At 59.4% G+C, this 26,288-nt stretch carries 30 protein-coding genes; 16 read left to right on the top strand and 14 right to left on the bottom strand.

What is annotated here, in order from left to right; translation table 11 throughout:
* Nucleotides 1-8: 8 nt before the first annotated feature.
* From VO84_RS13050 to VO84_RS13035, 4 genes are all read right to left on the bottom strand, one after another.
* Nucleotides 9-257: a hypothetical protein gene (locus tag VO84_RS13050; RefSeq protein ID WP_157439874.1), complete on the bottom strand. Its 249-nt coding sequence runs from the start codon at nt 255-257 to the stop codon at nt 9-11.
* Between the two features lie 16 nt (nt 258-273).
* On the bottom strand, nt 274-510 hold the full coding sequence (locus VO84_RS13045) for a hypothetical protein (protein ID WP_058188045.1): 237 nt from the start codon (nt 508-510) through the stop codon (nt 274-276).
* The gene (locus VO84_RS13040; protein WP_157439873.1) at nt 507-731 is read right to left on the bottom strand and encodes a helix-turn-helix transcriptional regulator; all 225 of its coding nucleotides are present in this window, start codon (nt 729-731) and stop codon (nt 507-509) included. The genes VO84_RS13045 and VO84_RS13040 overlap by 4 nt, the downstream gene beginning before the upstream one ends.
* A 64-nt stretch (nt 732-795) precedes the next feature.
* Nucleotides 796-2,166: a DUF2252 domain-containing protein gene (locus tag VO84_RS13035; protein WP_058188759.1), complete on the bottom strand. Its 1,371-nt coding sequence runs from the start codon at nt 2,164-2,166 to the stop codon at nt 796-798.
* 80 nt (nt 2,167-2,246) lie between these two features.
* Here VO84_RS13035 and VO84_RS13030 point away from each other — a divergent pair, with 80 nt between their 5' ends.
* The 4 genes from VO84_RS13030 to VO84_RS13015 all read left to right on the top strand — a co-directional run bounded on the left by VO84_RS13030 (nt 2,247) and on the right by VO84_RS13015 (nt 5,375).
* Complete coding sequence (locus VO84_RS13030) at nt 2,247-2,666, top strand: hypothetical protein (RefSeq protein ID WP_197414019.1); 420 nt, start codon at nt 2,247-2,249, stop codon at nt 2,664-2,666.
* A 120-nt stretch (nt 2,667-2,786) separates the two neighbouring features.
* Nucleotides 2,787-4,142 (top strand): APC family permease, encoded by a 1,356-nt coding sequence (locus VO84_RS13025; protein WP_197414018.1) that lies wholly within the window; start codon nt 2,787-2,789, stop codon nt 4,140-4,142.
* Nucleotides 4,143-4,170: 28 nt separating this feature from the next.
* Nucleotides 4,171-4,758 carry a carboxymuconolactone decarboxylase family protein gene (locus VO84_RS13020; RefSeq protein ID WP_058188042.1) on the top strand — a complete coding sequence of 196 codons (588 nt, stop codon included), beginning with the start codon at nt 4,171-4,173 and terminating at the stop codon, nt 4,756-4,758.
* A gap of 44 nt (nt 4,759-4,802) precedes the next feature.
* On the top strand, nt 4,803-5,375 hold the full coding sequence (locus VO84_RS13015; RefSeq protein WP_058188041.1) for a carboxymuconolactone decarboxylase family protein: 573 nt from the start codon (nt 4,803-4,805) through the stop codon (nt 5,373-5,375).
* Between the two features lie 139 nt (nt 5,376-5,514).
* On the opposite strand, the gene der is transcribed toward VO84_RS13015, so the two are convergent.
* Nucleotides 5,515-7,029, bottom strand: a complete 1,515-nt coding sequence (gene der / locus VO84_RS13010) for a ribosome biogenesis GTPase Der (protein WP_231737916.1) — start codon at nt 7,027-7,029, stop codon at nt 5,515-5,517.
* Between the two features lie 189 nt (nt 7,030-7,218).
* Nucleotides 7,219-8,778: a diguanylate cyclase gene (locus tag VO84_RS13005; protein WP_197414017.1), complete on the bottom strand. Its 1,560-nt coding sequence runs from the start codon at nt 8,776-8,778 to the stop codon at nt 7,219-7,221.
* Between the two features lie 855 nt (nt 8,779-9,633).
* On the opposite strand from VO84_RS13005, the gene VO84_RS13000 reads away from it, so the two are divergent.
* Entirely contained in the window at nt 9,634-10,002 is a 369-nt protein-coding gene (locus VO84_RS13000) for a hypothetical protein (protein WP_157439870.1), read from the top strand.
* Between the two features lie 112 nt (nt 10,003-10,114).
* Here VO84_RS13000 and VO84_RS12995 read toward each other — a convergent pair whose 3' ends face one another.
* The 4 genes from VO84_RS12995 to VO84_RS12985 form a co-directional block, all read right to left on the bottom strand.
* A complete protein-coding gene (locus VO84_RS12995) occupies nt 10,115-11,161 on the bottom strand; it encodes an IS630 family transposase (RefSeq protein WP_058188038.1) in 1,047 nt (348 codons plus the stop codon).
* A gap of 394 nt (nt 11,162-11,555) precedes the next feature.
* Nucleotides 11,556-11,969, bottom strand: coding sequence for a Rossmann-fold NAD(P)-binding domain-containing protein (locus VO84_RS23055; protein WP_231737914.1), 414 nt, complete (start codon nt 11,967-11,969; stop codon nt 11,556-11,558).
* Nucleotides 11,970-12,024: 55 nt separating this feature from the next.
* Nucleotides 12,025-12,459 carry an SDR family NAD(P)-dependent oxidoreductase gene (locus VO84_RS23050; RefSeq protein ID WP_231737913.1) on the bottom strand — a complete coding sequence of 145 codons (435 nt, stop codon included), beginning with the start codon at nt 12,457-12,459 and terminating at the stop codon, nt 12,025-12,027.
* A gap of 69 nt (nt 12,460-12,528) precedes the next feature.
* Nucleotides 12,529-13,257 (bottom strand): SDR family oxidoreductase, encoded by a 729-nt coding sequence (locus tag VO84_RS12985; RefSeq protein ID WP_058188037.1) that lies wholly within the window; start codon nt 13,255-13,257, stop codon nt 12,529-12,531.
* A gap of 104 nt (nt 13,258-13,361) precedes the next feature.
* On the opposite strand from VO84_RS12985, the gene VO84_RS12980 reads away from it, so the two are divergent.
* The 6 genes from VO84_RS12980 to queD all read left to right on the top strand — a co-directional run bounded on the left by VO84_RS12980 (nt 13,362) and on the right by queD (nt 18,502).
* Nucleotides 13,362-14,276, top strand: coding sequence for a LysR family transcriptional regulator (locus VO84_RS12980; protein WP_058188036.1), 915 nt, complete (start codon nt 13,362-13,364; stop codon nt 14,274-14,276).
* 502 nt (nt 14,277-14,778) lie between these two features.
* Complete coding sequence (locus VO84_RS12975) at nt 14,779-15,027, top strand: CopG family transcriptional regulator (RefSeq protein WP_058188035.1); 249 nt, start codon at nt 14,779-14,781, stop codon at nt 15,025-15,027.
* A 168-nt stretch (nt 15,028-15,195) separates the two neighbouring features.
* Nucleotides 15,196-17,172 carry an ATP-dependent DNA helicase gene (locus VO84_RS12970; protein ID WP_058188034.1) on the top strand — a complete coding sequence of 659 codons (1,977 nt, stop codon included), beginning with the start codon at nt 15,196-15,198 and terminating at the stop codon, nt 17,170-17,172.
* Nucleotides 17,169-17,804: a bifunctional nicotinamidase/pyrazinamidase gene (gene pncA, locus VO84_RS12965; RefSeq protein ID WP_058188033.1), complete on the top strand. Its 636-nt coding sequence runs from the start codon at nt 17,169-17,171 to the stop codon at nt 17,802-17,804. The genes VO84_RS12970 and pncA overlap by 4 nt, the downstream gene beginning before the upstream one ends.
* Before the next feature lie 15 nt (nt 17,805-17,819).
* Nucleotides 17,820-18,083, top strand: a complete 264-nt coding sequence (locus tag VO84_RS12960) for a hypothetical protein (RefSeq protein ID WP_058188032.1) — start codon at nt 17,820-17,822, stop codon at nt 18,081-18,083.
* A 41-nt stretch (nt 18,084-18,124) separates the two neighbouring features.
* Nucleotides 18,125-18,502: a 6-carboxytetrahydropterin synthase QueD gene (gene queD, locus VO84_RS12955; RefSeq protein ID WP_058188031.1), complete on the top strand. Its 378-nt coding sequence runs from the start codon at nt 18,125-18,127 to the stop codon at nt 18,500-18,502.
* 6 nt (nt 18,503-18,508) lie between these two features.
* Here the strand turns inward: queD and VO84_RS12950 are convergent, their stop codons facing one another.
* Both VO84_RS12950 and VO84_RS12945 read right to left on the bottom strand, forming a co-directional pair.
* Nucleotides 18,509-19,234, bottom strand: a complete 726-nt coding sequence (locus tag VO84_RS12950) for a class I SAM-dependent methyltransferase (protein ID WP_058188030.1) — start codon at nt 19,232-19,234, stop codon at nt 18,509-18,511.
* Between the two features lie 68 nt (nt 19,235-19,302).
* Nucleotides 19,303-19,971 (bottom strand): hypothetical protein, encoded by a 669-nt coding sequence (locus tag VO84_RS12945; RefSeq protein WP_058188029.1) that lies wholly within the window; start codon nt 19,969-19,971, stop codon nt 19,303-19,305.
* Between the two features lie 51 nt (nt 19,972-20,022).
* Here VO84_RS12945 and VO84_RS12940 point away from each other — a divergent pair, with 51 nt between their 5' ends.
* From VO84_RS12940 to VO84_RS12920, 5 genes are all read left to right on the top strand, one after another.
* Nucleotides 20,023-21,306: a 3-deoxy-D-manno-octulosonic acid transferase gene (locus tag VO84_RS12940; RefSeq protein WP_058188028.1), complete on the top strand. Its 1,284-nt coding sequence runs from the start codon at nt 20,023-20,025 to the stop codon at nt 21,304-21,306.
* Complete coding sequence (gene lpxK, locus VO84_RS12935; RefSeq protein WP_058188027.1) at nt 21,303-22,295, top strand: tetraacyldisaccharide 4'-kinase; 993 nt, start codon at nt 21,303-21,305, stop codon at nt 22,293-22,295. The genes VO84_RS12940 and lpxK overlap by 4 nt, the downstream gene beginning before the upstream one ends.
* Before the next feature lie 12 nt (nt 22,296-22,307).
* Nucleotides 22,308-23,447 carry a glycosyltransferase family 9 protein gene (locus VO84_RS12930; protein WP_231737912.1) on the top strand — a complete coding sequence of 380 codons (1,140 nt, stop codon included), beginning with the start codon at nt 22,308-22,310 and terminating at the stop codon, nt 23,445-23,447.
* Complete coding sequence (locus VO84_RS12925) at nt 23,444-24,061, top strand: methyltransferase family protein (protein WP_058188026.1); 618 nt, start codon at nt 23,444-23,446, stop codon at nt 24,059-24,061. Before VO84_RS12930 ends, VO84_RS12925 begins: the two co-directional genes overlap by 4 nt.
* Nucleotides 24,062-24,125: 64 nt before the next feature.
* Entirely contained in the window at nt 24,126-24,899 is a 774-nt protein-coding gene (locus tag VO84_RS12920; RefSeq protein WP_231737911.1) for a DUF3108 domain-containing protein, read from the top strand.
* Between the two features lie 2 nt (nt 24,900-24,901).
* On the opposite strand, the gene VO84_RS12915 is transcribed toward VO84_RS12920, so the two are convergent.
* Both VO84_RS12915 and VO84_RS12910 read right to left on the bottom strand, forming a co-directional pair.
* Nucleotides 24,902-25,201 (bottom strand): hypothetical protein, encoded by a 300-nt coding sequence (locus VO84_RS12915; protein ID WP_058188025.1) that lies wholly within the window; start codon nt 25,199-25,201, stop codon nt 24,902-24,904.
* Nucleotides 25,202-25,348: 147 nt separating this feature from the next.
* A complete protein-coding gene (locus VO84_RS12910; RefSeq protein WP_058188024.1) occupies nt 25,349-26,266 on the bottom strand; it encodes a hypothetical protein in 918 nt (305 codons plus the stop codon).
* Nucleotides 26,267-26,288: the final 22 nt, after the last annotated feature.

The following is a 26,288-nucleotide window of genomic DNA, read 5'->3' as shown; positions in this document are numbered from 1 at the left end:
CTTCCCGCCTATCTTGCCAGATCATTTTTGCGGTTGCGCCTGCGCATCCACACAACATGGAAATTCAGTGCAATGGAGACGCCGAGCAGCATACCCACCAAAAAATGGAGCGCAGCAGGCGAAATGATCCCGTTTGCAGGAACAAAGAGCCGCAGCATCAATCCCGCAGCCATGCTGCCATTGGCCAGCGCAAGTATCCAGCGCAGTTTTTTAGAATCCTTGTTATCGATCCCACACATAATCATCTCTCCTCTCAAAAGCAGTTCAAAGTCTCTAGTCGCGAAACCGATACCACAGAAACAGCCCCATCTTGATCGCCACAAAAACGAGAGCCACCGCCGCCAGCTCCCAGTCGAAAACGCCATAACGCAGCAGACGGTACTCGAACACAACCAGAGCCAGCACCGCCGTGATAATTCCGGCCACACTCGACGCCTTGCGCCGATGCTCCAAAAACCGCTCATCGACAAACTGCCCTAGAAAAGGAACACGCGTTAAGGGATGGCTCATTTGAGCGCCTCCAAATGAAAAATTTCGTCTGTTGAACAGGCAAATATACGCGCAAAAATCAGCGCCAACTCCAGGCTCGGCACATACCGGTTGCGCTCAATCGAAATAATGCTCTGCCGCGATACGCCGGCAGCCGCCGCAAGCTGCTCCTGCGTCCACACGCGAGCCAGCCGAAGCTCCTTCACCTTATTCGCAATTCGATATGGAATCTGAGCCGACATGTCAAGCAAACTTTACTAGGTAATCCTAGACACGGCCCACATAGATGTCAAGCATACTTTCCATTTATTTCGTACTAAGCTGCTTCTTACCGGCAGAGCCTGTTTTAGTCGGGCGAGCTTTCCCAGACCGCTTCAACTCCAGCCAGTCCTTCTCCGTCCGGTCGGCATATCGTGCGCCAAACTCCGCCAGCGCCTCCGCAAACCCATCCCCCACCCCTACGTAGCCCGCAATCGACAACGCATCCCCCGACCGCGCATGGCCCCGCGCCAGCAGCTCACCGCACACCTGCGCATAAGCCGTAAGCCCCTTGCCGGCAAAATCGTTCATATCCACGCTGCCCTTGTGGTCGTTGAGCTGCCGTACCAGGTAGTGCCGCCCATCTATCTCCGTCCATCCCAGAAACGGGTCTGACTGCACCTGCATCGCCTTCTGCCCTTCCACCACGCGCTGCCCGTTTTGGCGCGCAGGTTTTGCGTGGGGAAGATAAGCCGCATAACCGCTAGCCGTCTCTTCCTTGATCTGCAGAAACAGCGGATCACCCGGCCCATTGCCCTCAAGGTAAACGCAGTAATCCCTCAGCCCCACCGATCCCGTGCCCACCACCTTGAACGCCACATCCACCGGCCGGTACAGCGAGAGCAGATGCACCCTCTGCGGCTCCAGCATCTTTCGGTACGGTCCCAGGCTGCCAATGACATCCTGTGCCTGCTTACCCGTCACGCGCGTCAGCATCGGCGGAATCTCCTTGAACCGCCGCGGGGCCTCGCGTTGTGTCGCCTTCCTGTCTGCGAGCTCAGTTATCTGCTCCAGCGTATGCAGAGGCGTCGCGCGCTCAGCCTTCAGCAGCGCATCATGCATCACCGCGCCTTCCACATGCACCTGGTGCCGCGCCACCTCCAGAATCGGCATCTCAGCAAAGCTCCGCATCATCTCCGCATAGCGCCGGATGCACGCCTCCACTGCCGCTCTTGAACTGCTGTCCTTTTGCCCGCCCTCGCGCCCGGCCAGCACTAGTGATGCCGCCATACGCTTCAAATCCCACTCAAACGGCCCGCGGATCGTCTCATCAAAATCGTTGATGTCAAAGACCAGCCGTCCATCCGGCGCGGCAAACGCTCCCAGGTTTCGCACATGCGCATCCCCGCAGAGCTGCGTCACAATTCCCGTATTCGGCAGCGCCGCCAGGTCCGCCGCCATCACCGGCACCGCTCCGCGAAAATACCCAAACGGCGAAACAGACATCAACTGAAACTTCAGCTTCACCAGCGCCGGCACGCGCCCCTTCGCCGCGCGCTCCAGCAGCTTCAGCGCATCCGCCGGCCGCGCCTTGTCCTTCAACTCGTTGTTCGTCTGCCTGCCCACATGCTTGCGCCGCGACTGCCCCAGCTTGCGCCGGTCCGCAGGGCTCAACCAATCCGAATTTGTCGTATTCATGTCACGCACCATACAACCTGCACCTTCCTGCTGCATAGCAACTTGTGTGTAAGTGGTCCGAAGCTATCTATACTGCTCTCATGCCGCCCCAAAATTCATCTGCTAACCGGATCGTAGTGGCCATTTCTCTGCTAATCGGAGTTCTTAGCGTTGCTTCGTTCCAGGCATGCCATGGCATGAAAGATCACAATGAGCGGACAGTGAATAGAAAGAGCGTGAAAAAGCCATTGATTCAGGGACGCACGGCAACAAAGGCAGACTTCGATTCTGGTACGGCGATCTATTACATACCGTATGGCCGGAGTGCGCCATATTCGCTCGGACACGATTTGCCGATCAGAGCCGAAATCGTGAAGCCAGGTGTAGGTGATTGGTCGATTGGACATCAGGTCTCGATAGTTCAAGCAGAAGTCACGGACGGCCAACACGTCACCCTAGGCGTTATCGACGGAGATGAGCAAGCAGTGTGCTCTCTGGCGGATGTGAAGCTGTTGGAGTAGATTGCGCACATTGTCGGAAACATTCTGTTCGATAACCAGCGCGCAGTTCGATCACACGAACTTCCTCTACACCCAAAGATGGATGCGCCCTTCCACCCGTCCTCCCTACGATGGGCGAATATGGGGACTATAGCGCCAATCCGCCAGATGGGCACATGGGCCGCCACCGCAGCCGTCACCGGTGAAGCCATCTCGCTCGGCATCTTCCTCACGCCCGCAGGCATGGCAAAATCCCTCGGCTCACCCGCGCTCATCGCAGCCGTCTGGGGAGGCATGGCTCTCATCACGCTCGCCGGCGCACTCTGCTTCACAGAACTAGCCGTCCGCAACCCTCATGACGGCGGCGAATACGTCTACCTCCGCCGCGGCTTCGGTCCCCGCGTTGCCTTTCTCTACGGCTGGATGGCCGCCATCGTCATGTATCCCGGCGTCGCCGCCGCACTCTGTGTCGGAAGCGTGCCGTATCTCCGCGCGCTCTTCCCCATCCCCGCCTCGCTCACTCCGTTTCTCCCCGCCATCCTGCTCATCGCCGCCGCCGCACTCAACTACTGCGGCGCGCGTATGAGCAGCGGCGTCATGACCACCCTCAACTGGCTCAAGGCACCGGTCCTCGCAGGCCTCGCGATCTGGGCGCTCGTCTCAGGCCACGCCACATTCGCCAATCTCGCACCCATCGCAGCACGCCGCCCCGGTTCTGATCCCCTCATCGCCGCCATCGCCGGCGCAGCCGTCAGCGCCTACTTCTGCTTCGGCGGCTGGTGGGAAGCCGGCAAGATCGCCGGCCAGCTTCGCAATCCCTCCCGCACCCTGCCCATCGCCTTCACCGGCGGAGTTCTCATCGTCGCCGCGCTCTATCTTCTCGTCAGCCTCGCCTTCGTCGCCGTCGTCCCGCTCGGCAGCATCGGGTCAGACACCGCATTCGTCTCTGCCTTCGGCCAGGCATTATTCGGCTCCGCAGGCGCACGTATATTGGCCGCTATTGTGGTCCTCTGCGTTCTCGGCGGCCTCATCCTGCTCACCATGGTCGTCCCGCGCGTCACCTACGCGCTCGCCTCCGCCGAATCCTCCAGCACCGGCCCTCTCGCCGCCTTCGCACGCCTTCATCCCCGCTTCCAAACCCCCGCCAACGCCATCGTCCTGCAAACCGTCATGGCCCTCTCCATACTCTTCCTCGGCGCATTCGATCGCATCCTGGCCTTCATCGTCTTTTCATCCGTGGTCTTTCTCGCACTCACCGTCGCCACCCTCTTCCGCGGCGGCATCGCGGTCGATCGGTGGTGGTATCCACTCGCTCCCATCGTCTTCCTCGTCGGCTGCGGGCTTCTCGCTCTCCTGCTCCTCGCGCACAGCCCCATTCCCTCGCTCATCGGAGCAGCCATCGTCCTCGCCGGCCTGCCTCTGCGCGCCTTACTCACCCGCTCGAAAGGTGCTGCCCGCGCCATTCCAGCCGCGGACTCACTCACAACTGATCTCTGAAACCTGATCTCTGATCTCTGGAGTTCCCATGCCTCACATTCCGCTTCCCGCTGATCTTCCCGGCATCCGCGGCGCCATGGCCTTCCGGCCTGAAACCGCGCGCCCCCTCAACCAGATCGTCGAAATCCTTCTCACCGGCCCCAACTCACTCTCCAAAGGCGACCGCGAGCTCATCGCCACCTACGTCTCCAGCCGCAACTGCACGCATTACTGCCACAGCATCCACGGCGCCATCGCCGCCGCGCACCTCGGCGGAACCGCAGCCAGCGAAGCCATCGTCAAGCAAGTCAAGACCGACTTCACCCAGGCCGAAATCAGCCCCAAGCTGAAAGCCCTCCTCAACATTGCCGGCAAAGTCCAGCAGGACGGCAAGCTCGTCACCTCAGCCGACGTTGAAACCGCCCGCCACGAAGGCGCAACCGACATCGAAATCCACGACACCGTGCTTATCGCCGCAGCCTTCTGCATGTACAACCGCTACGTCGACGGCCTCGGCACCCATCAGCCCGACGACGAAGCCCTCTATCGCGACCGCGGCCGCCGCGTCGCCCGAGACGGCTACGTCACCGTCAGCGAAGAGTACCTCGCCAACCATGCAGCGGCAGCTCATAGCTAATCCGCACTTGCTGATCCCTGAACCCTGATCTCTGGAGTTACCCCATGCCGCACATCGAACTGCCCGAAGGCTATCCCGGCATCAGCGCCGGCTTCACCTACCGCCCCGAAACCGCAAAGCCCATGCGCGAACTCGCCCACATCCTCCTGCACGAGCCCAACTCCCTCGCCCCCGCCGAACGCGAGCTCATCGCCACCCATGTCTCCGCCGGCAACAACACAAAGTTCTGCGCCCTAAGCCACGGAGCCGCCGCCACCGCTCATCTAGGCGGAGACGACACCCTAGTCAAGCAGGTAAAAACAGATTTCACCAGTGCAGAAATCAGTCCCAAGCTCAAAGCTCTTTTAAACATTGCCGGCAAAGTCCGCCAGGACGGCAAGCTAGTCACCTCGGCCGATGTCGAAGCCGCCCGCCGCGAAGGCGCAACCGACCTCGAAATCCACGACACCGTCCTAATCGCCGCAGCCTTCAGCATGTTCAACCGCTACGTCGACGGCCTCGGCACCTGGCAGCCAGACAACTCTGAGATGTACGCGCAAATGGGCAAGCATCTAGCCGAAGAAGGCTACCGCGCCCCCTCCGTCAAGCACCCCGTAGAAGAAGCCGTCGCAAGTTGAAGTGCGCTGACCCACCACACAACCGTGTCATCCTGAGCGAACGGGGCCCCAGGCGTTTTCTTCAGCCTGGGGGTTGTGAGTCGAAGGACCCGATTTTGCTTTTACGGGTGTTTTGGTGCCTTGTTCCCTCGGTACCTATCTAGTCGTCCTTCTTCTCATTCCGCGCCTTCACCTTGAACCAGATCGGCGTCCCCTCAAACCCAAACGCAGCCCGAATCTGATTCTCCAGAAACCGCTCAAACGCAAAGTGCAGCTTTATATCGCGGTCCGTGAACAGCACAAACGTCGGCGGAGCCACCGCCGCCTGCGTCATATAAAAAATCCGTATCCGTTTCGACATCGGCACTGGCGCGCGCTGAAAATCCACCTTCTGCACAAACTTGTTCATCTGCCCTGTCGTCACGCGCTTGCGCCGCTCGGCGGCCACACGAATCACTTCATGCAGCACGCGGGCCAGGCTCTTCGATTCCCGGTTCGTCGCTTCCAGCGCGGAAATAAAAATCAGCGGCGCATAACTCAGGTACTTCAGCACATTCCGCGTCTGCTTCTCAAAGATCTCGCGATCCGCCGGCGGCTTCCCATCCGTGCGTCCCGTCGTCACCGCATCCCATTTGTTCACAATGATGATGACGCTTCGTCCGCTCTCATGCGCGTAGCCGCCAATCGTCGCATCGCTCGCCGTCACGCCCTCGGTCGCGTCAATCACCAGCAGCGCCACATCCGCAGCCTCCAGATGCCGCCGAGCCATCACCACGCTCAGCTTCTCCGCCATCAGGTGCGTCTTGCCCTTGCGCCGAATTCCCGCCGTGTCCACAAACCGCAGCGTCTGTCCCTCAAACTCCACCACCTCATCCACCGCATCGCGCGTCGTTCCCGCAATCGGCGAAACAATCGCCCGCGTTGTCCCCGTCAGCGCATTCAGCAGCGTCGACTTGCCCACATTGGGCTTCCCGATAATCGCAATTGAAGTCTCATGCTGCTCATACTCACCATGCGTGCGATGCACCTTCTCATCGCCGTCCACCTCTTCCGCCGCGGCATCCTTATCCGTTTCGACTTCAGCCTCTTCGTCCGCCTCAACTTCGTCCGTCTCGGGAACCGTCTCCTCACGCTCCGGCAGCACCGCCGCCAGCGCATCCAGCAGCTCTCCAATCCCAAGCCCGTGTTCCGAGCTGATCGGGTACACCTCCTTGATGCCAAGTTGGCGGAAGTTCTCCGCCACTGACTCCATCGCGTCGCCCTCTACCTTGTTCACCGCCAGAAACACCGGCTTCCGGCTCCGCGTCAGCAACCGCACCAGGTCATAGTCCGGACTCGCCAGCTCCGTCCGCACATCCACCACCATCACCAGCGCGTCTGCCTCTTGGAGCGCCACCTTCGCCTGGTTGTAAATCTCCGCAGGAATCAGCGCCGGATCATCCGGCACAATTCCGCCCGTATCCACCACCCGGAACCGCCGCCCGGCCCACTCGTACTCGCCATAGATGCGGTCGCGCGTAATCCCCGGCTCGTCGCCCACAATCGAGCGCCGCGTCTTCGTCAGACGATTAAATAACGTGGATTTGCCCACATTGGGCCGTCCCACAATGGCCACCAGCGGAAGCCCCTGCGCGTCAGCGCTGGCTGGAATCACGGATCTGCGATAACTTGGCACGAAAATCTCCTCATGCCGCTCGTCCGCACACAAGGACGGGAAAGACGGCGTACATATCTATCCATTATCCAACGAGCAATCTCGCAAACTGAATTGTTTTGAAAGAGCACGGCTTCAGCCGTGCCGATAGAGGGCACAAAAGCATCCGGGCTCTAGCCCCTGAGGGAAGCCTTCTGCGAAACCCCTCGCTCACCCCATAGTCGCCGCAACCGTACGATTCCGCCCCTCTGCCTTCGCCTGGTACAGCGCCTTGTCCACAGCCTCAATCAGCCTCCGAGGCGTAATCGAACTCGCTTCCCCTGGCCCAGGCGCGCACTGCCCGCATGAAACAACGCCAATGCTCACAGTCAGGATGCGTTGAAACGGCGAAGCATGATTCTCAAGCGCCAGCTCGTCAACCGCTCTGTGAATACTCTCGGCCACAATAGCCACTCCCGCCCCATCCGTCTCCGGCAAAAGCAGCATGAACTCCTCGCCGCCCACGCGCGCCACCAGGTCGCCCGCCCGTTGCGCCTGCTTCCCAAGCACGCGCGCAATATGAATCAGGCATGAATCGCCATACGGGTGCCCATGATGGTCATTCACCCCTTTAAAGAAATCCACATCCATCGCCAGCAGAGAAATCGTGCGGCCTTCGCGCACCGCCAGCCGCCACGCCGCCTCCAGCGCCGAGGTAAATCGCCTCCGGTTGGCAATCCCCGTCAACGGATCCATCAGCGCCAGGTCCGCCAGTGTTTCATTCGCCACCCGCAGGGCCTGCTCGCGCTCCAGCAACAGCTCGCGTCCTGCAAGATAATTCATCTGGATCACCGCCGCCTGTGCTCCCTGGATCACCAGCAACACAAGCAGCGAGCCAATCCCCAGCAGCATGTGCTGCCGCATCACCGCAGCCGCCAGCGCAAAGATTCCCGCGTTCATCAACAGCGGGCACAGGCACTCCACCAGCAGCCGTCCCCTGCTCACCTCGTGCTGCAGCTCTGACCGCCCGGCGGAATCCCGCTCCATCACATCAAATTCCGGCAGCGGCAGCGTCAGCGCCTTCCATCCCGTCACCGCAAACGGAATATTCCACGCCAGGTCCAGCACCGTCCCCGCCTGCAGTCCGCGATACTGCGTCAGGTAGTCCATTCCCAGCTCAATCGGCAGGTAAGTCCACAGAAAGATGCTGATCAGGTGAAAGCACTGGCGCTCCTCCTGCGTAGCCCAGGTAAAGCTCCGCATCACAGACATCACGGCCAGCAGCACACACGCCACGCCGTACACCTTGCCCATCACTGTTTCTGCCACCGTTGGCGCCAGCGCCATGCGGTATAGCAGCACATAGGTCAAAAAGCAGGCCAGCAGGACCTGCGCGCAGTTAAAGAAAAAAACCACCCGCTGCGATTGCAGCTCGCGCGTCGTCGAGAAGGCCATCAGTAGAGGAAAGATCGCGGCAACGTAGATAAAATCCGAAGCATCGACCGAGAGATTGCTCGCCCCGGCAGTTCCGGCAGGCGCAATCAGAAAGATCTCCACTACATGCGCAACAGCCCAGAGCAACATGCCCAGCGCGGCCCAGAACCACGTCGCGCGCTCCCGCACCGGCAGCAGCCTCAGCCGCGCCAGGAGACTGATCGAGGCAAGCGCCGCAATCGCCCCGGTACAGGAACGGGAAACCGGCCCCGCATGCGCCAGCGAGAACACAATCAATAGAAAATGGAGTGCGAAAATCCCGCAGATGGCCCATACAACAACGCTCCGGAATTGCATCCGGACAAGTGGACGCGGAAGCGCAAGGGCTTGAATCATAGGGCGTTTCGGTACAGGGAGAGACTTTCAACCGAACTAAGCCACTCTAAGCCCATTCTACAGTGACTCGATTACAGGTTGGTTGCAGCGCGCGCCCGCTCGATCTCAATCTCAAAAAAGGCGGTGTCATCCTGAGCGAACGGGGCACTAAAGAGCGGTCTTTGCAATTTGGGGCAGAGTTTGGGGGTGGTGAGCCGAAGGACCTGCTTTTGTTCTTCGTCGACCTGCCAACTCGCTGGGTGCCCCAGGTCCCTGATGTTGGGACCTGGGATACCTCTACAGTCTGGACTCCCACCACACCGTGTCATCCTGAGCGAACCCGGTCACGTATCACGTGACCGGCGAGTCGAAGGAGCTGCGGTTGCTTTTGCCGTTGCCCTTCATCCATTCCACTACAACATCCGGGTGCCCCATTCTAGGCGCGTCTTTTTGCGCCTAGAATGGGATACCTCCGCCGCCTGTTCTTCCACTCTTAAAGTTCTTCCACAAAAATCGCATGTCATCCAGACAGTATGAGTGCACCGGGACATGCATTACGTTGTGGACCTGAGGCATCGGTTACAAGCCCATTGTGGTGGCGACGGTTCGAGTTGAGGAGGCACGAGAAGACATATATCTAGTGGACTGTCGCAGGGAATTCATTACCGGATAGTGGTGCAGTTTTCGGTTCGCGACGATGCGACCGTTGGTGTAAATTCTTTGTTACACGGCATCAGGTAGACTTGTCGCCGTTTCTTGAGATGGTGGCTGGACATGGGCTGGCGAAAGGATTTCAACGCTTGGCTAACGCGAAAGCTCGGCTGGTACGGAGCCTTCATGGCGACCGCAGTCTGCCTTGTTGTTCTTACCTGCGGGATCGCCGCGCTTTCAGTGCAGACGGCACCGCGTGAGCTTTTTTTACCGGGGTTGCTGGCAATTGCGATGTTTGCAGCCGCCGGGCCATTCTTCTGGGCGGCAAATAAAGAACCAGGCCGCATACATATCCGTCCGGCTCTGGCGGGAATGGCAATAGTAATGTTGGGTGGATCTCTGACGCTCTTCTATTCGGCCCTGCGCCTGGGGCTAATAGGAGCGGAGACATTCCATGGATTCGTCGTGACCATTGCCGTCGCTGCGCCTTTCGTCATGATCATCGCTTACTTCACGATTCGCCTCCAACTCAAGGGCAAGAAGGAACTGGTTTAGACGTTTGTCAGCTCTTCGCACTGCGCTTCCGTTATTTCAGCGGTGTCATTCGTGCCGAGTCTTGGGCGGGCAGCGGTTCGGGTGAGTGACCGACTTTCCGGAAACTGCACCATTACGCGTTACCGGAGATGCGTTTCAGAGGGTCTGAGTACTTCCACCGGATTGGTCTGGCGTTGGTCGAATAGGCATTGATGTAGCGGCGCAGCTTGCGGGCCAGATCCGCAACCGAGGTGAAAACACCGCGAGCGATGACTTCACGTTCGATTTTGGAAAACCAGAGTTCGACCTGATTCAGCCACGAGGAATATGTGGGCGTGAAGTGGAAGTGGACGTGGGGATGCTGTTCCAGGAACTCCCGCACCAGGGCCGTCTTGTGAGCCGAGAGGTTGTCGAGGATGATATGGATCTGCTGCCGCGGTGGGCACAGTGCGACGACTTCCTTCAGGAAAGCGACGAAATCCTGACTGGTATGGCGCGCGGCAGTCTTTCCGTGCACCCGGCCGGAGGCCGTTTCCAGCGCGGCGTAGAGAGACAGCGTGCCGTGCCGGTAGTACTCGAAGCCGTGACGCTCGGCGCGGCCGGGCGAAAGCGGCAGCACCGGATCGAGCCGGTCCAGGGCCTGAATGGCGGTCTTCTCATCCACACAGAAAACCGCCGCATGCTCAGGCGGATTCAGGTACAGCCCGATAATATCGGCCGCTTTGGCTTCGAAATCCGGATCGTCGCTGGCCATGTACCGCTCCAGACGATGCGGCTTCAGACCGGCCTCTTTCCAGACGCGATGCACAGCGTCCTTGCTGACGCCCAGTTCAGCAGCCAGTTTGCGGCAGCTCCAGTGCGTGGAACCGTCCTTCGGCTTTCTGCGGGTGGCCGAGAGAATCCGCGCCCGCAGCTTCGCAGTGAGCACAGAAGCCGACTGACCGGGATGACTGGTGTCCAGCCCATCGACCCCGGAAGCAAGGAAGCGCTGCTTCCATCGGCTGATGGTCGGAGCGGTGGTTCTCAAATGCCGCTTAATAGTGTTGTAAGAAGCGCCCTCAGCCAGCATCAGGACAAGCCGGGCACGGAAGACATATCCGGCAGGCAGAGAACGCGACTGGGCGATACGGCTGAGTTCGAGTTGCTGGATGTCGGTGAGAACAAGAGAATCGCTGGACACATCTCATTAGACGTCAGCACGCATAGTAATGTTTACTCTGCGACAGGCCACTAGTCGTCAAGGCCGTGGGAATGTGGGAGGGTGGAAAGCCGGCTTCTTGGCTTTCCACCCTCCCATACTCTCTCATTTCCATGGCCTGCTTTTCGCACGACAAATGCTGGACAAACCGATGTGCCCCCACCCTGTGAAATGTGTCACACACACCACGAGATGCTCATGGGTACTCGTCGCTTCTCATTGAGTGCCTTGACGATTTTGCGTCCCCTGAGAATGATCGGCTCAGCATTGCTTGCGGATTGCCGAACACTCGACAGCGACGACGCTTCATATCCCGGCACAAACCAAGATCCAGTGGAGAGAACCTAGTGCGAACTCCTCTCCTCCGAGGCCAAAATCAGAGCGAAAACGCAACAGGCGACAGCAGATCCGACAGACCGATGTTGCGATACATCTCGGTGCGAACACGATCTGCCACTCCATTGACGATCTCCGCACCGTCCTGCGCGGGATCGATGTGCACGCGGAACGGACGCTTACCGAAGGGCAAATCCACCACACTGACGATAGCTTTGGCGACATCGGCCACATCGGCATCGGCAGGCGCGGTAGCAGCGAACCCCTTCATGATGTCGTTACCAAGATGGGCGTAAGGGCCGTTATCGTACTCGGCCTGGCGAGCCTTGTCTGCTGGTGAGCCAGCGTGTGCGAAGTGGTTTGTGCCGGAGGTGAAGGCACCGGGAACGATGATGGACGTCTCGATACCCCAGCGATTCAGCTCCGCAGTATAGCTGACAGCGAGCGCATCCATAGCTGCCTTCGCCGCAAAGTAGGGTGAAAGATAAGGCGGCGTGCCTCCGCGCGTACTAGTGCTTCCGACCCATAGCACTAAACCACTTTATCTGTTTGCGCAGTTGTGGCAGAGCGGCACGATTGACGCGCTGCGTACTGAGCACGTTGATGTCATAGACCTGCAGGAGCTGTTCGGGAGTGAAGGCTTCCGCCGCGCCGAAGACCATGTGTCCCGCGTTGTGGATGACGACATCGAGACGACCGCCTTTCTCGACGATGGTTTTGATGGCTTGGTCGGCTGATTCCTGAGAGGCGACGTCCAGCTCGATCGTGCGGAGATCTACCTTGTTCTCGACCGCGAACTCTTGAGCAGCTTCCATCTGCGCAGCGTTGCGGCCAGTGGTCTCGCGCATGCTGGCGTAAACGGTGTGACCTGCGATAGCGAGAGCGCGTGCCGCGAGAGCGCCAAAGCCGCTCGAAGCTCCTGTGATGACGATGATGCTTTTCATATTGATCCTCCTTTGACGTCCGTGCGACGTGCGTGAATGTCGTGATCGTGTGCAAGCGGTGTGCGCTGTTTATGCGAAGCCCCCGTTTGCCCGAAGCACCTGCGCGTTGACCCATCCGCCATCAGGTCCGGCAAGGAAGGAGACAACGCCGGCGATATCATCTGGCTGGCCGAGCCGTTCAAGCGGCGCCATGTTGCTGATCTGCTTGATCTGCTCATCCGTCTTGCCGTCAAAGAAGAGCTCCGTCCCGACAGGTCCGGGGGCAATCGCGTTGACCGTAATCTTGTGTCCGCGAAGCTCGTTGGCGAGGACGTGGACGAGCCCTTCAACACCTGCCTTGGAGGCGATATAGGGACCGTAGGCGGGGAAGTTTTTGGCAAGAACACTGCTGGAGAAAGCGATGATGCGACCGCCTTCCGCAACGCGCTGCGCTGCCTGCGAGAGGACCAGAAAAGTCCCGCGCAGGTTTGTCGCGATCACCTTGTCGAAGGTCTCCACGTCGCCTTTGGCGATGAGCGAAAGAGGCATGATGCCTGCGTTGTTGACCACGACATCGATCTGTCCGAAGGCCTTGAGGGTCTTCTCGAAGAGCTGCTTGACATCTTCGGGGCTGGCCACGTCAGCCTGGACTGCGAGCGCGCGTCCACCCAAACTGGTGATCTCGTTGACGACCTCTTCGGCCTTGGCTGCGTTGCCGGCATAGTTGACCACAACGCCGAATCCGTCCGCCGCGAGGCGAAGAGCGATGGTGCGTCCAATGCCGCGGGATGCGCCGGTTACGATAGCTGTCTTTCTCATGGTGGTTCTCCTTTAGGGCGGCTTCTTTGAACCTGAAGTCCGTCGCTAAAAAGAGATTGAACCTGCCAGAGATATACGTCCAATGCATAGTACTAATATTAATTATGCGTATAACGCAATTACGTCAGGCCGACTTGAATCTCCTGGTTGTGTTCTCGGTGCTCGCCGAGGAGCGCAACGTATCCCGTGCCGCGCAGCGGTTGTTATTGAGCCAGCCTGCGGTGAGCCGCGCCCTGCAACGAATGCGCGATACGTTTCACGATGATCTGCTGGTGCGGACCGCAAAGGGTTATGAACCAACGCCGCAGGGAGAACGTATCCTGCAGGAGCTTGAGATCATGTTGCCGAAATTGGATCGGCTCATCTCTGGTTCGACCTTTGACCCGGTAACGGAGCATTGTTCCTTCCGGATCGCAGCCACAGACAATGCGACCTCGATCATTGCTCCCGTTCTCTGTCGCGAGTCTCTCCCGGTGGCGCCGTTGATTCGCTTCACGTTCGTAAGCTGGCGAGGCGACGTCTTCGAGGACCTGACTCACGGCCGCCTCGATCTCGCCCTGATTGGCGATGAAGGCAATGTGCCCTCGCCGCTGCTGACTGAAGTGATCTACGAGGAAGAGCTTGTCTGCATTGTTGCAGCGGACGCGCCCTACCATCGCCAACTGACGCTGAAGCAATACCTCGCGGCCGAGCACATCGGCGTCGACGTCGTCGAAGGTTCACAACATATACCGGAGAAGCGTCTTGCAGCGCACGGCCATCGTCGTCGAACTGTGATTACGCTGCCATATTTTGGAGCAGCTACCCGGTGCATTCCGGGAACTAAGCTGATTCTGACCGCACCCCGGCGATTCGCAGCATTGGAGGCCGAAAATCACAAAATCAAGGTGCTGAAGGCGCCGGGAGAAATGACCGGCTTTAAGTACCTGATGATCTGGCATCCGAGAGTCAATACTGATGCCGCACACGCATGGCTCCGGGGCGAGATCAGGAGAATCGGTAAGACGATAAGTTCGTGATCTTCGTGGCGGATGATCGGATGGACTAGGGCGACTCCGCAAGCGGTTCCCGACTCACGGGCAGCCGGAAGTAATTCTCGAATGGTGCGAACAGGCCAATGCACTCATCGGCAAACTCAGACCACTCGCCGTACAACTCTAAAACGAAGCTCTTCTACTTCTACATTGAGTTCCCCGACCCCATGTCTCGAGAGAAGGCTCTATAAAACCCTTAAGTACCTCACATACGAGTGCCCAGTGACAGATGGGTGTTTAGCCGTCTTTCAGGCGGAAGAGGTCTGCTTTTGTTTCCCGTTCCTCGTGATTCGGCTCTTGTCCTTGTCACCCATTACTTTCGTCCATGTCCTTTCGTAACGTCCCCACCCAAAGAAAGTTTGCACATCTTTAAGTGGTTTTCTGAAACACTCATAATCAGCAGCAGAAAAAGGCCCGATCCCCTCGCGGATTCGGGCCTTTTTCTTTTCTGTTCCCCGTCCCCTATTCCCTGCCTTAAGGAGCCACTATGCCCAACATCACCATCCAGGTTTCAGACGAGCTCTACCAGCACGCACGCCTCGCCGCCGCGCGCCGCAATATGTCCGTCTCCGCCATGATCCGCGCCCTGCTCCTCACCACTCAGAACGACCCCGCTCAGCAGTTCCTCCAGGCCAGACCTTCGACGACCTTTTCTGGTCCAGGCGTGAATTCAGCGTCGCAATGGAAGCCGAAAGACTGGCCATGGAACAGCACCGCAGGAACATTCAGCACATGAGCCGCGCCCGTCACTGAGAATGCGGATAGAAGTGCCCCCCACCCCCCTGTCAGCCACCAGAACCTGTAATTCTGTAAATCTGTAAGCAAGGGGGTACCCCCCTCCTCGCCACCAGAATCTGTAAATCTGTAAAACCGGCGATCCACTCTATGATGAAAAGAACCGCCGATGGCCTCGACAGCTTCCCAGCCGCGCACCTTGCCCTCCCTGCACGAGTTTTTCTCCTCCGGCGGCATCCTCGCGCAATCCAAACTACCCTTTGAATACCGCCCCGGCCAGCTCCAGATGGCTAAAGCCATCGAGCAGGCGCTCTCGGAGCGCCGCCACCTCATCGTGGAAGCAGGCACCGGCACCGGCAAGACGCTGGCCTACCTCCTGCCCGCTCTCCGCACCGGCCAGCGCGTCATTATCTCCACTGGAACCAAGGCTTTACAGGATCAGCTCTACTTCCGTGACATCCCTTTCCTCGAATCTCTCCTCGGCGATCTGAACGTCTGCTACATGAAGGGCCGAGCCAACTATCTCTGCCGCCACAAGCTCGTCCAGCTCCGCGATCAACCCATCCTCAACGGCCTTGAAGAAATCGACCAGTACCGCCAGATCGCCGAGTGGGAACAGACCACCGAAACCGGCGATCGCGCCGAGCTCTCCGGCCTGCCCGAGTCCAGCGCCCTCTGGCACAAGCTCGACGCCCGCTCCGAGGCCTGCCTGGGCCAGACCTGCCCCAGCTACCAGCGCTGCTTCATCACGGAGATGCGCCGCCGCGCCCTTGAATCCGACATCCTCATCGTCAACCACCACCTCTTCTTCGCCGACCTCTCCGTCAAGCGCGAAGCAGCCGGCGCACCCGATGCCGGAATACTCCCGGAAGCCGCCGCAGTGATCTTCGACGAAGCCCACGAGCTCGAAGAAATTGCCTCCAGCTACTTCGGCCTCTCCGTCTCAAACATCCGCTTCGAAGAGCTGGCCCGCGATCTCGATGTGCAGCTCCGCGGCAAAGAAGGCGCAGGCAATCTCGTTGGCGTAACCCAGCAGCTCCGCGACCGCGCCCGGCTCTTCTTCTCCGCTCTGCCCATCGGCGACGGACGCCAGCCCTTCGCCCAGCGCGAAGAATTCCTCGAAACCTCCGGTGACCTCTACCTCAGCGTCCGCGCCACCCTCCAGCGCATGGAAGCCGACCTCGAAGGCGTCAAAGCCGATGAAGTCCCCGGCCTCCGCAAGCGCATCGCCCGCCTCCGTGGCGAGCTCGAATTCGTCATGGAGTCCGACGCCTCGAACCTCGTCTACTGGCTCGAACGCCGCGCCTCCGGCGGCCGCAACACAGGCAACCGTGCCACCTTCGTCCAGGCCACACCCATCGATGTCTCTGAACTCCTCCGCGAACTGGTCTTCGAAGCAATCCCCACAGTCGTCCTCACCTCGGCCACGCTCACCGTCCAAGGCGGCTTTCAGCACTTGGAGAAAAGACTCGGCCTCGAAGGCGCGCGCGAACTCGTCATTCCCTCGCACTTTAAATACGGTGAGCAGGCCGTACTCTATCTCCCGCCCGAGATGCCCGACCCGCGCGATCCCGACTTCCCCGCCATGGCCGCCGACTGCATCCGCCGCATCCTCGACATCACCAAAGGCCGCGCCTTCTGCCTCTTCACCAGCTACAGCCAGATGCGAGACCTCTACGAGCGCCTCCTGCCCGTGCTCGATTACCCAATCCTGCTCCACGGCACCGCTCCGCGCCACGCTTTGCTAGACGAGTTCCGCATGACGCCCAACGCCGTCCTCTTCGGCACCTCCAGCTTCTGGCAGGGTGTAGACGTGCAGGGCGAAGCGCTCAGCTGCGTCATCGTCGACCGGCTGCCCTTCGCCGTTCCCAACGACCCTGTCGTCCAGGCCCGCATGAAAGCCATCGAAGAAGCCGGCGGCAAACCCTTCTTCGACTACCAGGTTCCCGAAGCTGTCCTCACCCTCAAGCAAGGCTTCGGCCGTCTCATCCGCTCGCTGGAAGATCGCGGTGTGCTGGTTCTCCTCGACCCGCGCATCCGCCGCCAACGCTACGGCCAGACCTTCCTGCAATCCCTGCCGCCCTACCGCGTCACCACCGAAATACGCGACGTAGAACGGTTCTTCGAGCAGGAACCAGAGCCATGAAGATCACACCCACCGACGCACTCCTCGTTATCGACGTCCAGAACGATTTCTGCCCCGGCGGAGCGCTCGCCGTCACCGGCGGCGATGAAGTCGTCCCGATCATCCAGCGCATCGCCCCGCTCTTCGATCACGTGATCCTCACGCAGGACTGGCACACGCCCAGCCACAAGTCCTTCGCCTCAGCACATCCCGGCAAGCATCCCTTCGAGCAGATCGAACTGAGCTACGGCCCGCAAACCCTCTGGCCGGACCACTGCATCCAGGGCAGCCCCGGCGCGGAGTTCCACCCCGACCTCAAGCTAACGCAAGCGGAACTGATCCTCCGCAAAGGCTTCCGCCCGGAGATCGACTCTTACTCCGCCTTCTTCGAGAACGATCGCTCCACACCCACCGGCCTAGCAGGCTATCTCCGCGAACGCGGCCTCACCCGCATCTTTCTCGCCGGCCTGGCCTATGACTACTGCGTCGGCTTCTCCGCACTCGACGCCCGCCGTCTCGGCCTGCCCGCCGCCATCCTTCGCGACGCCTGCCGAGCCATCGACCTCAATGGCTCAGTCGCCCGCATGGAATCTGAATTCCTCGCAGCTAGCGTAGACATCATCGACTCGGTCTCGCTTATTCGCGCCGCGTAAAATTGAAGCTGAGCCATGTCCCGCAACTTCTACATCCTTGCCGCAGTTCTTGCCTTCTTCGCGCTGATCGCGGGCGGCATGTCGCTCATTCCCTCCGGTTTTCAGCCGGGGCTGCCGGCCAACGGCTCTCTATGGCGCACCGTCGCCCTCCTGCTGATGCTCGCCGGCCTGGCCTCAGCACTCATCGGCACTATGAGCCACCTCTTTGAACAAGTAGACCGCCGCAGCGAAGAAGCCCGCCTGACCGCACGACAGAAACGCCGCGGCAAGAACTACTAAAATCAAAGCAGGGACCCTTTCCCGCGAGTTTAAGACGAATCATGTACGAAGTCACAGTAGACGCGGGTTTTTCCTCCGGCCACTATCTCCGCAACTACCACGGCCGCTGCGAAAACCCTCACGGACACAATTACAAGGTGCGCGTCACGCTGATCGGCAAAGAGCTTGACCAGACCGGCCTTCTCCTCGACTTCAAGCAGCTCAAACACGTCATGCGTCCGGTCATCGACCGCATCGACCACCAGATGCTGAATGACCTGGAGCCGTTCACAGAGATCAACCCCTCAGCCGAGAACCTCGCCCGCTACTTCTACGATCAGACCAGCGATCAGCTCCACGAAATGACATCGGGCCGCGTGCGCGTCAAGGACTGCACCATCTGGGAAACGGACACCACCTCCGCTACCTATTACGAATAGCACTGCTCAAGCCGTCTTCCGCGCCACCAGCATCCGCAACGGCGGAAAAGTTCCGGTCCAGTCCAGAGAGCACAACTCCACGCGCAGTCCGTTCTTCGTAAATTCGCTCGCGTACTCTCTCACATGCTTGTAGTCGGAGATCACGGCCACTCCACCTGGCTTGAGCACGCGCACAATCTCGCTGCAGGCCTTCGCCCTACCCGGCTTGTTGTAGATATTGTGCAGGCAGAGATTCGAGAGAACCACATCGAACGTCCCATCAGCAAAACTCACCTTCTGCGCATCCTCGCTCAGAATAGTCGTGTGCTCGCCCACGCCTTCCATGGCGATATTCGCCTTCAATCCTTCTGGCCCGTTGCCCGAAAGGTCCTCCGCGTTCCATATGTCAATGCCCGTCGCATGTCCGCTTGTCAGGCGCTTGGCCGCGCCGATGAGCAACAACCCACGCCCCGTGCCTACATCCAACACCTGCTCAGAACTATTCCATGACACCTTGGCCAGCATCCGTTCGCGATGGCGGAATTTTCCGGCCAGCGCATAGATCAGCATCAAGATGCCTGTCAGGAAAAACCATCCGGCAGGCCAGAAAAAGCCCGGTATAAGCAGAAACACGAGAGGACCGATGGTCACCTTCGGAAAGACCAGCGCGACAACGAGAAAAAGAGCCCCTGCGATGAACATATTCCGGATCACGCCCGGAGCATCAATGCCATAATCCGGTTTACGAGCCAAACTCAACTCCAACTGCCAAAGTAAACACACTACGACGAGTGCATCCTAACATCCCCTGGCATATCAGCTCAGTTCATCTGGCTGGACTTCGACTGCAAATACTTGTCGAAAGGAATCTCGAAATAAAACAGCTCGTCGCCTTCGGCATTCCGTAACTTGTACAGATAGAGCTTGGCGTTTTTCAGCGGATGGTCAAGCTGCGACACGTCGTAAAAGAGAAATCCGGCGCGCGTGGTGTGCGCCTCGACAACAAGTGCTCCATACTCAAACGTGTTGAAGTCCGCCTCAATGTCCTTGTTACTGGCCTTCGGTTTGAGCTTGATGGAGGGGATAGGGCCAGGCATCGGAACTTTTCCGCCTTCACGCTCCTTGCGCGTCATCAGCCGTTCCACGTCCTCAGGCTCCGCCGTCTGGATGCGATCCCCGCCCGCCGTCTCAAAGAGAATGCGTGCGTCGCGCAAAGAAATTGGCTTGTCGCCGTTGTTGGTCACGATCAGCCGCACCGGCATCACACCGTGGGCCAGGTAATCCACGCGAAAGAGCGCCTCTTTCTCTTTGGTGTCGTACGGCTCAGCGGCAATGGCAACCTTCTCGTCCGCATGAACCTCCACGGCGGCAAAGGTAGTAGCGGGCTGCACCGGCGGCTGCGCATGATCATTCGCCTCAACCGCAGGAGAGAACCACAGCACCGAAACCAGGGCAAGCAACGAAAACAAGCGCGCAACTCTCATCGCCATCGACTGTATCATTTGATGGATTAGACCGAAAGAAGGCGAAATTCGTAGCGGATGATTCTATTTTTCTACAACCTCGCCTTGCTTGCTGTGCTCATCCTTGGTCTGCCGTGGTGGCTATGGCAGATTGCCACGACGGCGAAGTACCGCGAAGGCATCCGACAAAGGCTTGGGAGTATTCCGCACGGGCTTCGCCTGGCTGGTAAGCCTGTGATCTGGCTGCACGCGGTCTCGGTGGGGGAGGTGCTGGCAGTCTCACGCTTGGTCAAAGAACTTGACGCCGCGTTTCCGAACCATAGGCTGCTGATTTCAACCACAACCCGGACCGGACAGGCTCTCGCGCGCGAACGCTTCGGCCCTGATCGCGTCTTCTACTGTCCGCTCGATCTACCCTGGGCCGTCCGGGCATACCTCAACGCTATCCAGCCAAAACTCCTGATTCTGGCCGAGACCGAGTTTTGGCCGAATCTGCTTAATGGCTGCTTCCGGCGCGGAATTCCGGTCGCGGTCGTAAATGCGCGCATCTCTGACCGCTCCTGGCCGCGGTATCGAGCGCTCCGCAGCCTATGGAAGCCGTTTCTTGCGCAGCTCACCTTGGTATCGGCTCAGAGCGAACTCGACGCGGAGCGGCTCAAGACGATTGGCTGTACACCGGAGCGGGTCTCGGTGGCGGGAAACCTGAAGTTTGACGTGCGCTCCAGCGGAGAATCAAAGGCGACAAACGAGTTAAAGGCCCGCGGGACAAATCTGCGCTTCCTCATCGCGGGCAGCACGCTCGAGGGCGAGGAAACCGCTCTCCTTGAAGTTTGGCCGAAACTGCTGGCCGCCGATCCCAATCTCGCTCTCCTCCTTGCTCCGCGTCATCCGGAGCGATTCGGGACGGTTGCCGCCCTGCTTGATGCTTCAGGCCATAACTGGATACGACGTTCTACCTGGAATGGCCCGTTTTCTGAGACATTGCAGGCGGGTCAGATTATTCTTCTGGATACGATCGGAGAGTTGGCTTCGGTCTACTCTCTGGCATCCATCGCCTTTGTCGGTGGCAGCCTCGTCGCCGCCGGCGGACATAACCCCCTGGAGCCAGCGCAGTTTGGAGTGCCGATTGTGATGGGACCGAACTATGAAAACTTCCGCGCGATGGTAGACGACCTGCGCACCCACAATGCCATCCGGATCGCCGGCAAAGAGGCTTTTGCCGATGCTTTGATCGATCTCGTGAACAACCGCGTCGCTGCGGAAGCCTTAGGCGCACGCGCCCGTGAGGTCTTTGAGCGGCAAGCTGGAGCGACCGCCCGCAGCGTTGAAGCGATTCGCACGCTTCTGGGGAGAGACTCATGAATCAGTTCACGCGTGCATGGCTTGCCCCGTTTGTGCCGCTCTACAAGCTAGGCCTGGCCCTGCGCGAGCGGAGGCTGGCATCCGGGCGTGAGGTGGAATGGGAACTGGAATGGCCTGTTGTTAGCATTGGAAATCTCTCGACAGGCGGTACGGGCAAGACTCCGCTGACAATTGCTCTCGCGCGAGCGCTGACGGCCAGAGGCTTCCATGTGGACGTACTTTCCCGAGGATATGGGCGCGCTGACAGAGACACTGCGCTCGTCCAACAACAAGGCAGTGCGCAGCACTTTGGGGATGAGCCGATGTTGATTGCACGAGAGGCCGGCGTGCCGGTGTACGTGGATGCGGAGCGGTATGAGGCAGGATTACTGGCAGAGTCTGAACAGACGCCGGATGGCCCTGCGGTGCATCTTCTCGATGACGGCTTTCAGCATCGCCAGCTTTACCGGAATGTGGACATTTTGCTGCTCGACGAGCATGATTGGCGGGATCGACTTTTGCCGGCCGGCAATTTGCGGGAAGAACGAAACGCGATCAAGCGAGCCGATGTGGTAGCAATTCCTGCCGATGAACTCGCACTGGAAGCCGAGCTGCAAAGAGGGGGCTGGGATAAGCCCATCTGGAAGCTGCATCGCCGCATGGATGTGCCTGGTGTGGATGGGCCAGTCGTCGCATTCTGCGGCATTGCGCGTCCGGAGCAGTTCTTCGCGGGGCTCGAAGCCGCAGGAGTGCAACTTGCCGAACGAATTCCCTTCCCGGATCACCATGCTTACGCGCAAAGCGATCTCCAGAAGCTGCGGGCTGCTCTAGAGAGCACCAGGGCGTCCACCCTGCTCACCACGGAAAAAGATGCTGTTCGACTTGGCAAAATGGCCAACGGCCTGTCACTGAAAAGCGTCCCTCTGCGAACCGAGATCGAGAACGAATCGGCAGCGATCGACTGGCTGATTGGCAAGATTCAGAGCGGCGAAGCAGATCGCTCCCTATGAGAAAATGGAAACTTGCGTACGCAGTCCCAGTTTCGTCTACTCGTGGTTCGTCTGGGCGCCATGGGGGACATTCTTCACGCCCTTCCCGCGGTTACGGCTCTTCGCCAGGCGCATCCGGGTTGGCAGATCGACTGGGTGGTGGAACCGGCCTGGGCGCCTCTTCTAACTGCACGGCCTATATCGGAATCCGGGGCACGATTCGACCGAGGACCGGATCAGCCGCTGGTGGACAACATCCATCCCGCGGCGGTGAAGGCATGGGCACGCAGTCCATTGAGCAGAAACACGATCCGTAAGATCAGCAGTTTACGACGCAGTCTGCTTGCCAGCCGCTACGATGCAGTTCTCGATTTTCAGGGCGCGATCCGCTCGGCAATGATTGGGCGTCTGGCTGGATGCCGTCGGGTTATTGGCGAGGCTATTCCGCGTGAACCCGCAGCAAAGTGGCTCTTTACCGAGCGGGTGGAGACTTGCGGGGTGCATGTCATTGAGCAGGATGTAGAAGTGGCCTCCGCTGTAGCTGGTGACGCCCTGCAACCGATTCTGCCGCTCCTGCCTGTCGATCCGGAGGCGGAATTCTGGTGCGACACGTTGCTCGGCGTGAAACCTGCTGCGGGCTCGCGCAGGAGCTCGGATTACGCTGTTCAACCGATTGCCCTTCTCAATCCCGGGGCTGGCTGGGGCGCCAAACGCTGGCCGGTAGAGCGCTATGCGGCGGTGGCGCGCGGACTGGTCGAGCGCGGCTTCTCCGTGGTGGTGAATGCAGGACCGGGTGAAGAAGAGCTTGCCGAAGCCATTCGCACGCAATCCGGCGGCGCAGCTCTGCCCGCAACCTGCTCGCTCAGCCAGCTGATTGCACTCACGCGGCGGGTAAGTCTTGCCATTGCAGGCGATACCGGCCCGCTTCATTTAGCCTGTGCCCTTGGTAAGCCGGTCGTGGGCATCTTTGGCCCCACGGATCCGGCGCGGAACGGGCCCTTCGGCGCACGTGGCTGGGCTCGATTTCGGGTGCTGCGAAGTGCGGAAAGCCGCCGCGACCATACCCGGCGCGCGGAGCCAGAGGCCGGATTGCTCACGATTCAGCCGGCGGAAGTGCTACAAGCCGCCGACGAACTGCGGGGCGGAGTTCGCGATGGGGAGGCAGTGCGATGAGCGGGAATAAAACAACCGGAAACGACTGGATTGCTCGCTGGCAGCGCATTGCGCGGAGGATTCGCGTGCCACTGGGTTTTGCCACGGCTGCGCTTTATCTCTTCGAGCTATGGCGGCGTGAACCGGATCCGAGAGCTGTGACCTGGAGCCTGGCGCTTGTGATTCCGGGCCTATGGCTGCGCGGTTACGCCTCGGGGTACGTGAAGAAAAATCAAGAGCTTACCATCACGGGGCCCTACGCATGGGTGCGAAATCCGCTCTACCTCGGTTCAATCCTGATTGCAGCAGGCTTTGCCGTAGCGCTCGAGAGTTGGGCCGTAGCTTTGGCGCTAACCATTATGTTTGTAGCCATTTATGTCCCAGTTATCATCTCCGAAGAGCGATTTCTCCGAGCCACATTTCCGGGCTTTGACGCTTACTGCCGGCAAGTTCCTCGTTTGATTCCGCGTATCACTTTGGTACGCGCTCCCCAAGAAGGCGAACGAGGCAGCTTTTCTCTGGCACTCTACCTTAAACACCGCGAGTACAATGCTCTTTTGGGAGCAATCTGTTTGTATTTGAGCCTGGTCCTCCTCCGGCCGGTTATGAGTGAGCTTTTGCGCGGGCGGCCATGAACGATTCCGTGCGGCAATCGTCCAATGACCACGTGAAATTTGTTAAGGAGCCTGAAAAGCGCCGGTGACGAAGTATACAAGGGTTCCAGCCTGTTTTTTGTGTGTTTTTGCGCTTGCCGCTCCCCTCTTCGGGCAGCAGACTGCCGCACTTCCAGCACCTCGGCCCGGTTTCAGCTTTCCACAAAAACAGACCCTGACTTACTCCGTAGACTGGCGTGTTTTCCCTGCCGGGACTGCGGTCCTTCACTTTGAAGCGGCGGGCGACCGCGAGAAGATCTCCGCCACCGCTGACACGGCAGGCGCCATCAACCTTCTCTTCCACGTCACCGACAAGTTCCAGTCGAGCTTCGACCGCGCCAAGGGCTGCACCTATGAGTTCGACAAGCAGACAGTGGAGGGTCGCCGTCAGGTCAATTCCACCCTGCGACTGGACTACGGCGCTACGAAGTCTGTGCTGGACGAAAAAAACCTGGTCACCGGGCAGACCAAGCACATTGAGCAGCCCATCACTGGCTGCCTGACGGACCTGTTGACTGGCGTCTTTTACGCCGCCTCGCAGCCGATGGAGGTGGGCCAAAGCTTTGTGGTTCCAGTTGTAGACGCAATGCATACAGTGCCGGTGACGCTCAAAGTAGAGGGCCGCGAGCAGATCAAGACGCCGCTAGGGACGTTCAAGACTCTGCGCGTGCAGCCCACAGCAGACGCCGGAGTAGTAAAAAATCGCGGCAACATTTGGATCTGGTACACAGATGACGACCGGCATCTGCCCGTCCAAATGCGGGCGCGTCTCTTCTGGGGCACTATTACCTTCCAGCTCACTGCGATGGACAATAAATAGGTTTATTGCATCCGGTAGCGCTCGCGCATCAGCCGCTGCAGCCTTGGCCAGAAGATCAGGTTGAAGGCCAGCTCCTTGTCTGGAAACATTCCCAGAGCGAGACGGCGTGTATCTGCCACCATCTCCGAGGCTTGCTCAACAGAGATCGAAGCATCCTGCGCGATGACCTGCGCGACCATGTTGACCACCATCTGCAGGCGGCGAATATTGCGAGATTCTTCCTTGAGTTCTTCCGGAGATTGAGCGACGGGGGAAACGGGAGGAGCAGATTGTTGCTCCCAATTGCAGTGTGTTGAACCCATGCGACGAGTGGCCTCCCTGAAGCGGGATTTTGGCGTGCATTGCGAGGATGGTATTCCGGGGGCGGAGATTTTTCCAGTCCTCATTCCGCTCACAACCGCAGCATGGGGTAGCGAAGAAGATTCATGCGGGAGTTCCTGCGGCACAGATCAGTGTCCTGAGCCGCTGCCCGTTCTAGTGCCCGATCCGCCACCTGAGCCACTGCCTGATCCGCTTCCTCCACCACCGGGGGCGCGTGTCGCCGCCCTGACCGTGACATCCTCATGCTGTGCCGCCGAAGGACCGGCTTCGGTGGAAAAGCTGTTTATCGTGGCAGCCTTTGGGGATTTCTCCGTGCGCAGAACGATGCTTTTCCCCGCGCCTGTGATGATGCTTCTGCGAACGACGTAGCCGGAGTGAGGAATTACATGGGGCGTGCCACCCGACGCGCCCTTAAAGATGTCGAGTTGAGCGCGATCATAGGATCCATCGCCGCCATGGTTGTCGGCGCGGTCGAGCACCTTGCTGCGAGGGGTTCCATGCTGATCGTCTGGAATTGGAAAACCGGTCATGAAGTCACTATTGTTGGAGTGGCTTGCTGGAAGGTCTTTACAGCTCCCCGTGTGATTGTTAGATTCGCTAACCTGCTCACTATCCTGAACAACACTCATATCCTCGTCTTTTCCTGTCGATGAGGTAAGCGTGATGGCAATCGCCATACCAACGTTGTCTGGATCGTCGATAGGCGTGTGGTGCGGGCCATTGCGAACGGCCACAGGCGTGGCCGCCGCACTGGCCACCGATCCAGAGCCTGAGCCTGAGCCGGAACCTGCCCCTGAGCCCGATCCAGATCCGCTTCCAGAACCGGATCCGTGCTGGTCCGTCTCTCCTTTTTGCGGCCCGTCGACGCGCATGTCCTCTTCGTTGTTGCGATCGGAACTGGTTTTCTCACCGAAAATCGAGATGCCGCCGAAGTTCCAGGCAGGCTGCACGCGGGCCGCGTGCGGTGTCTCTTCGCGCGCAATCGGATTTGCATACGCTCCAGAGCGCTGGGAAGATTGAGGTTGCCTAAGCCGGGTTGCGAACATAATCAGTCGGTTCCTCCGTATG

The organism is Occallatibacter gabretensis (assembly GCF_001449115.1).
Taxonomy (GTDB): Bacteria; Acidobacteriota; Terriglobia; order Terriglobales; family Acidobacteriaceae; genus Telmatobacter; species Telmatobacter gabretensis.
Note: the sequence above shows the minus strand (reverse complement) of the source record. Positions and strands in the feature narration are given on the sequence as shown.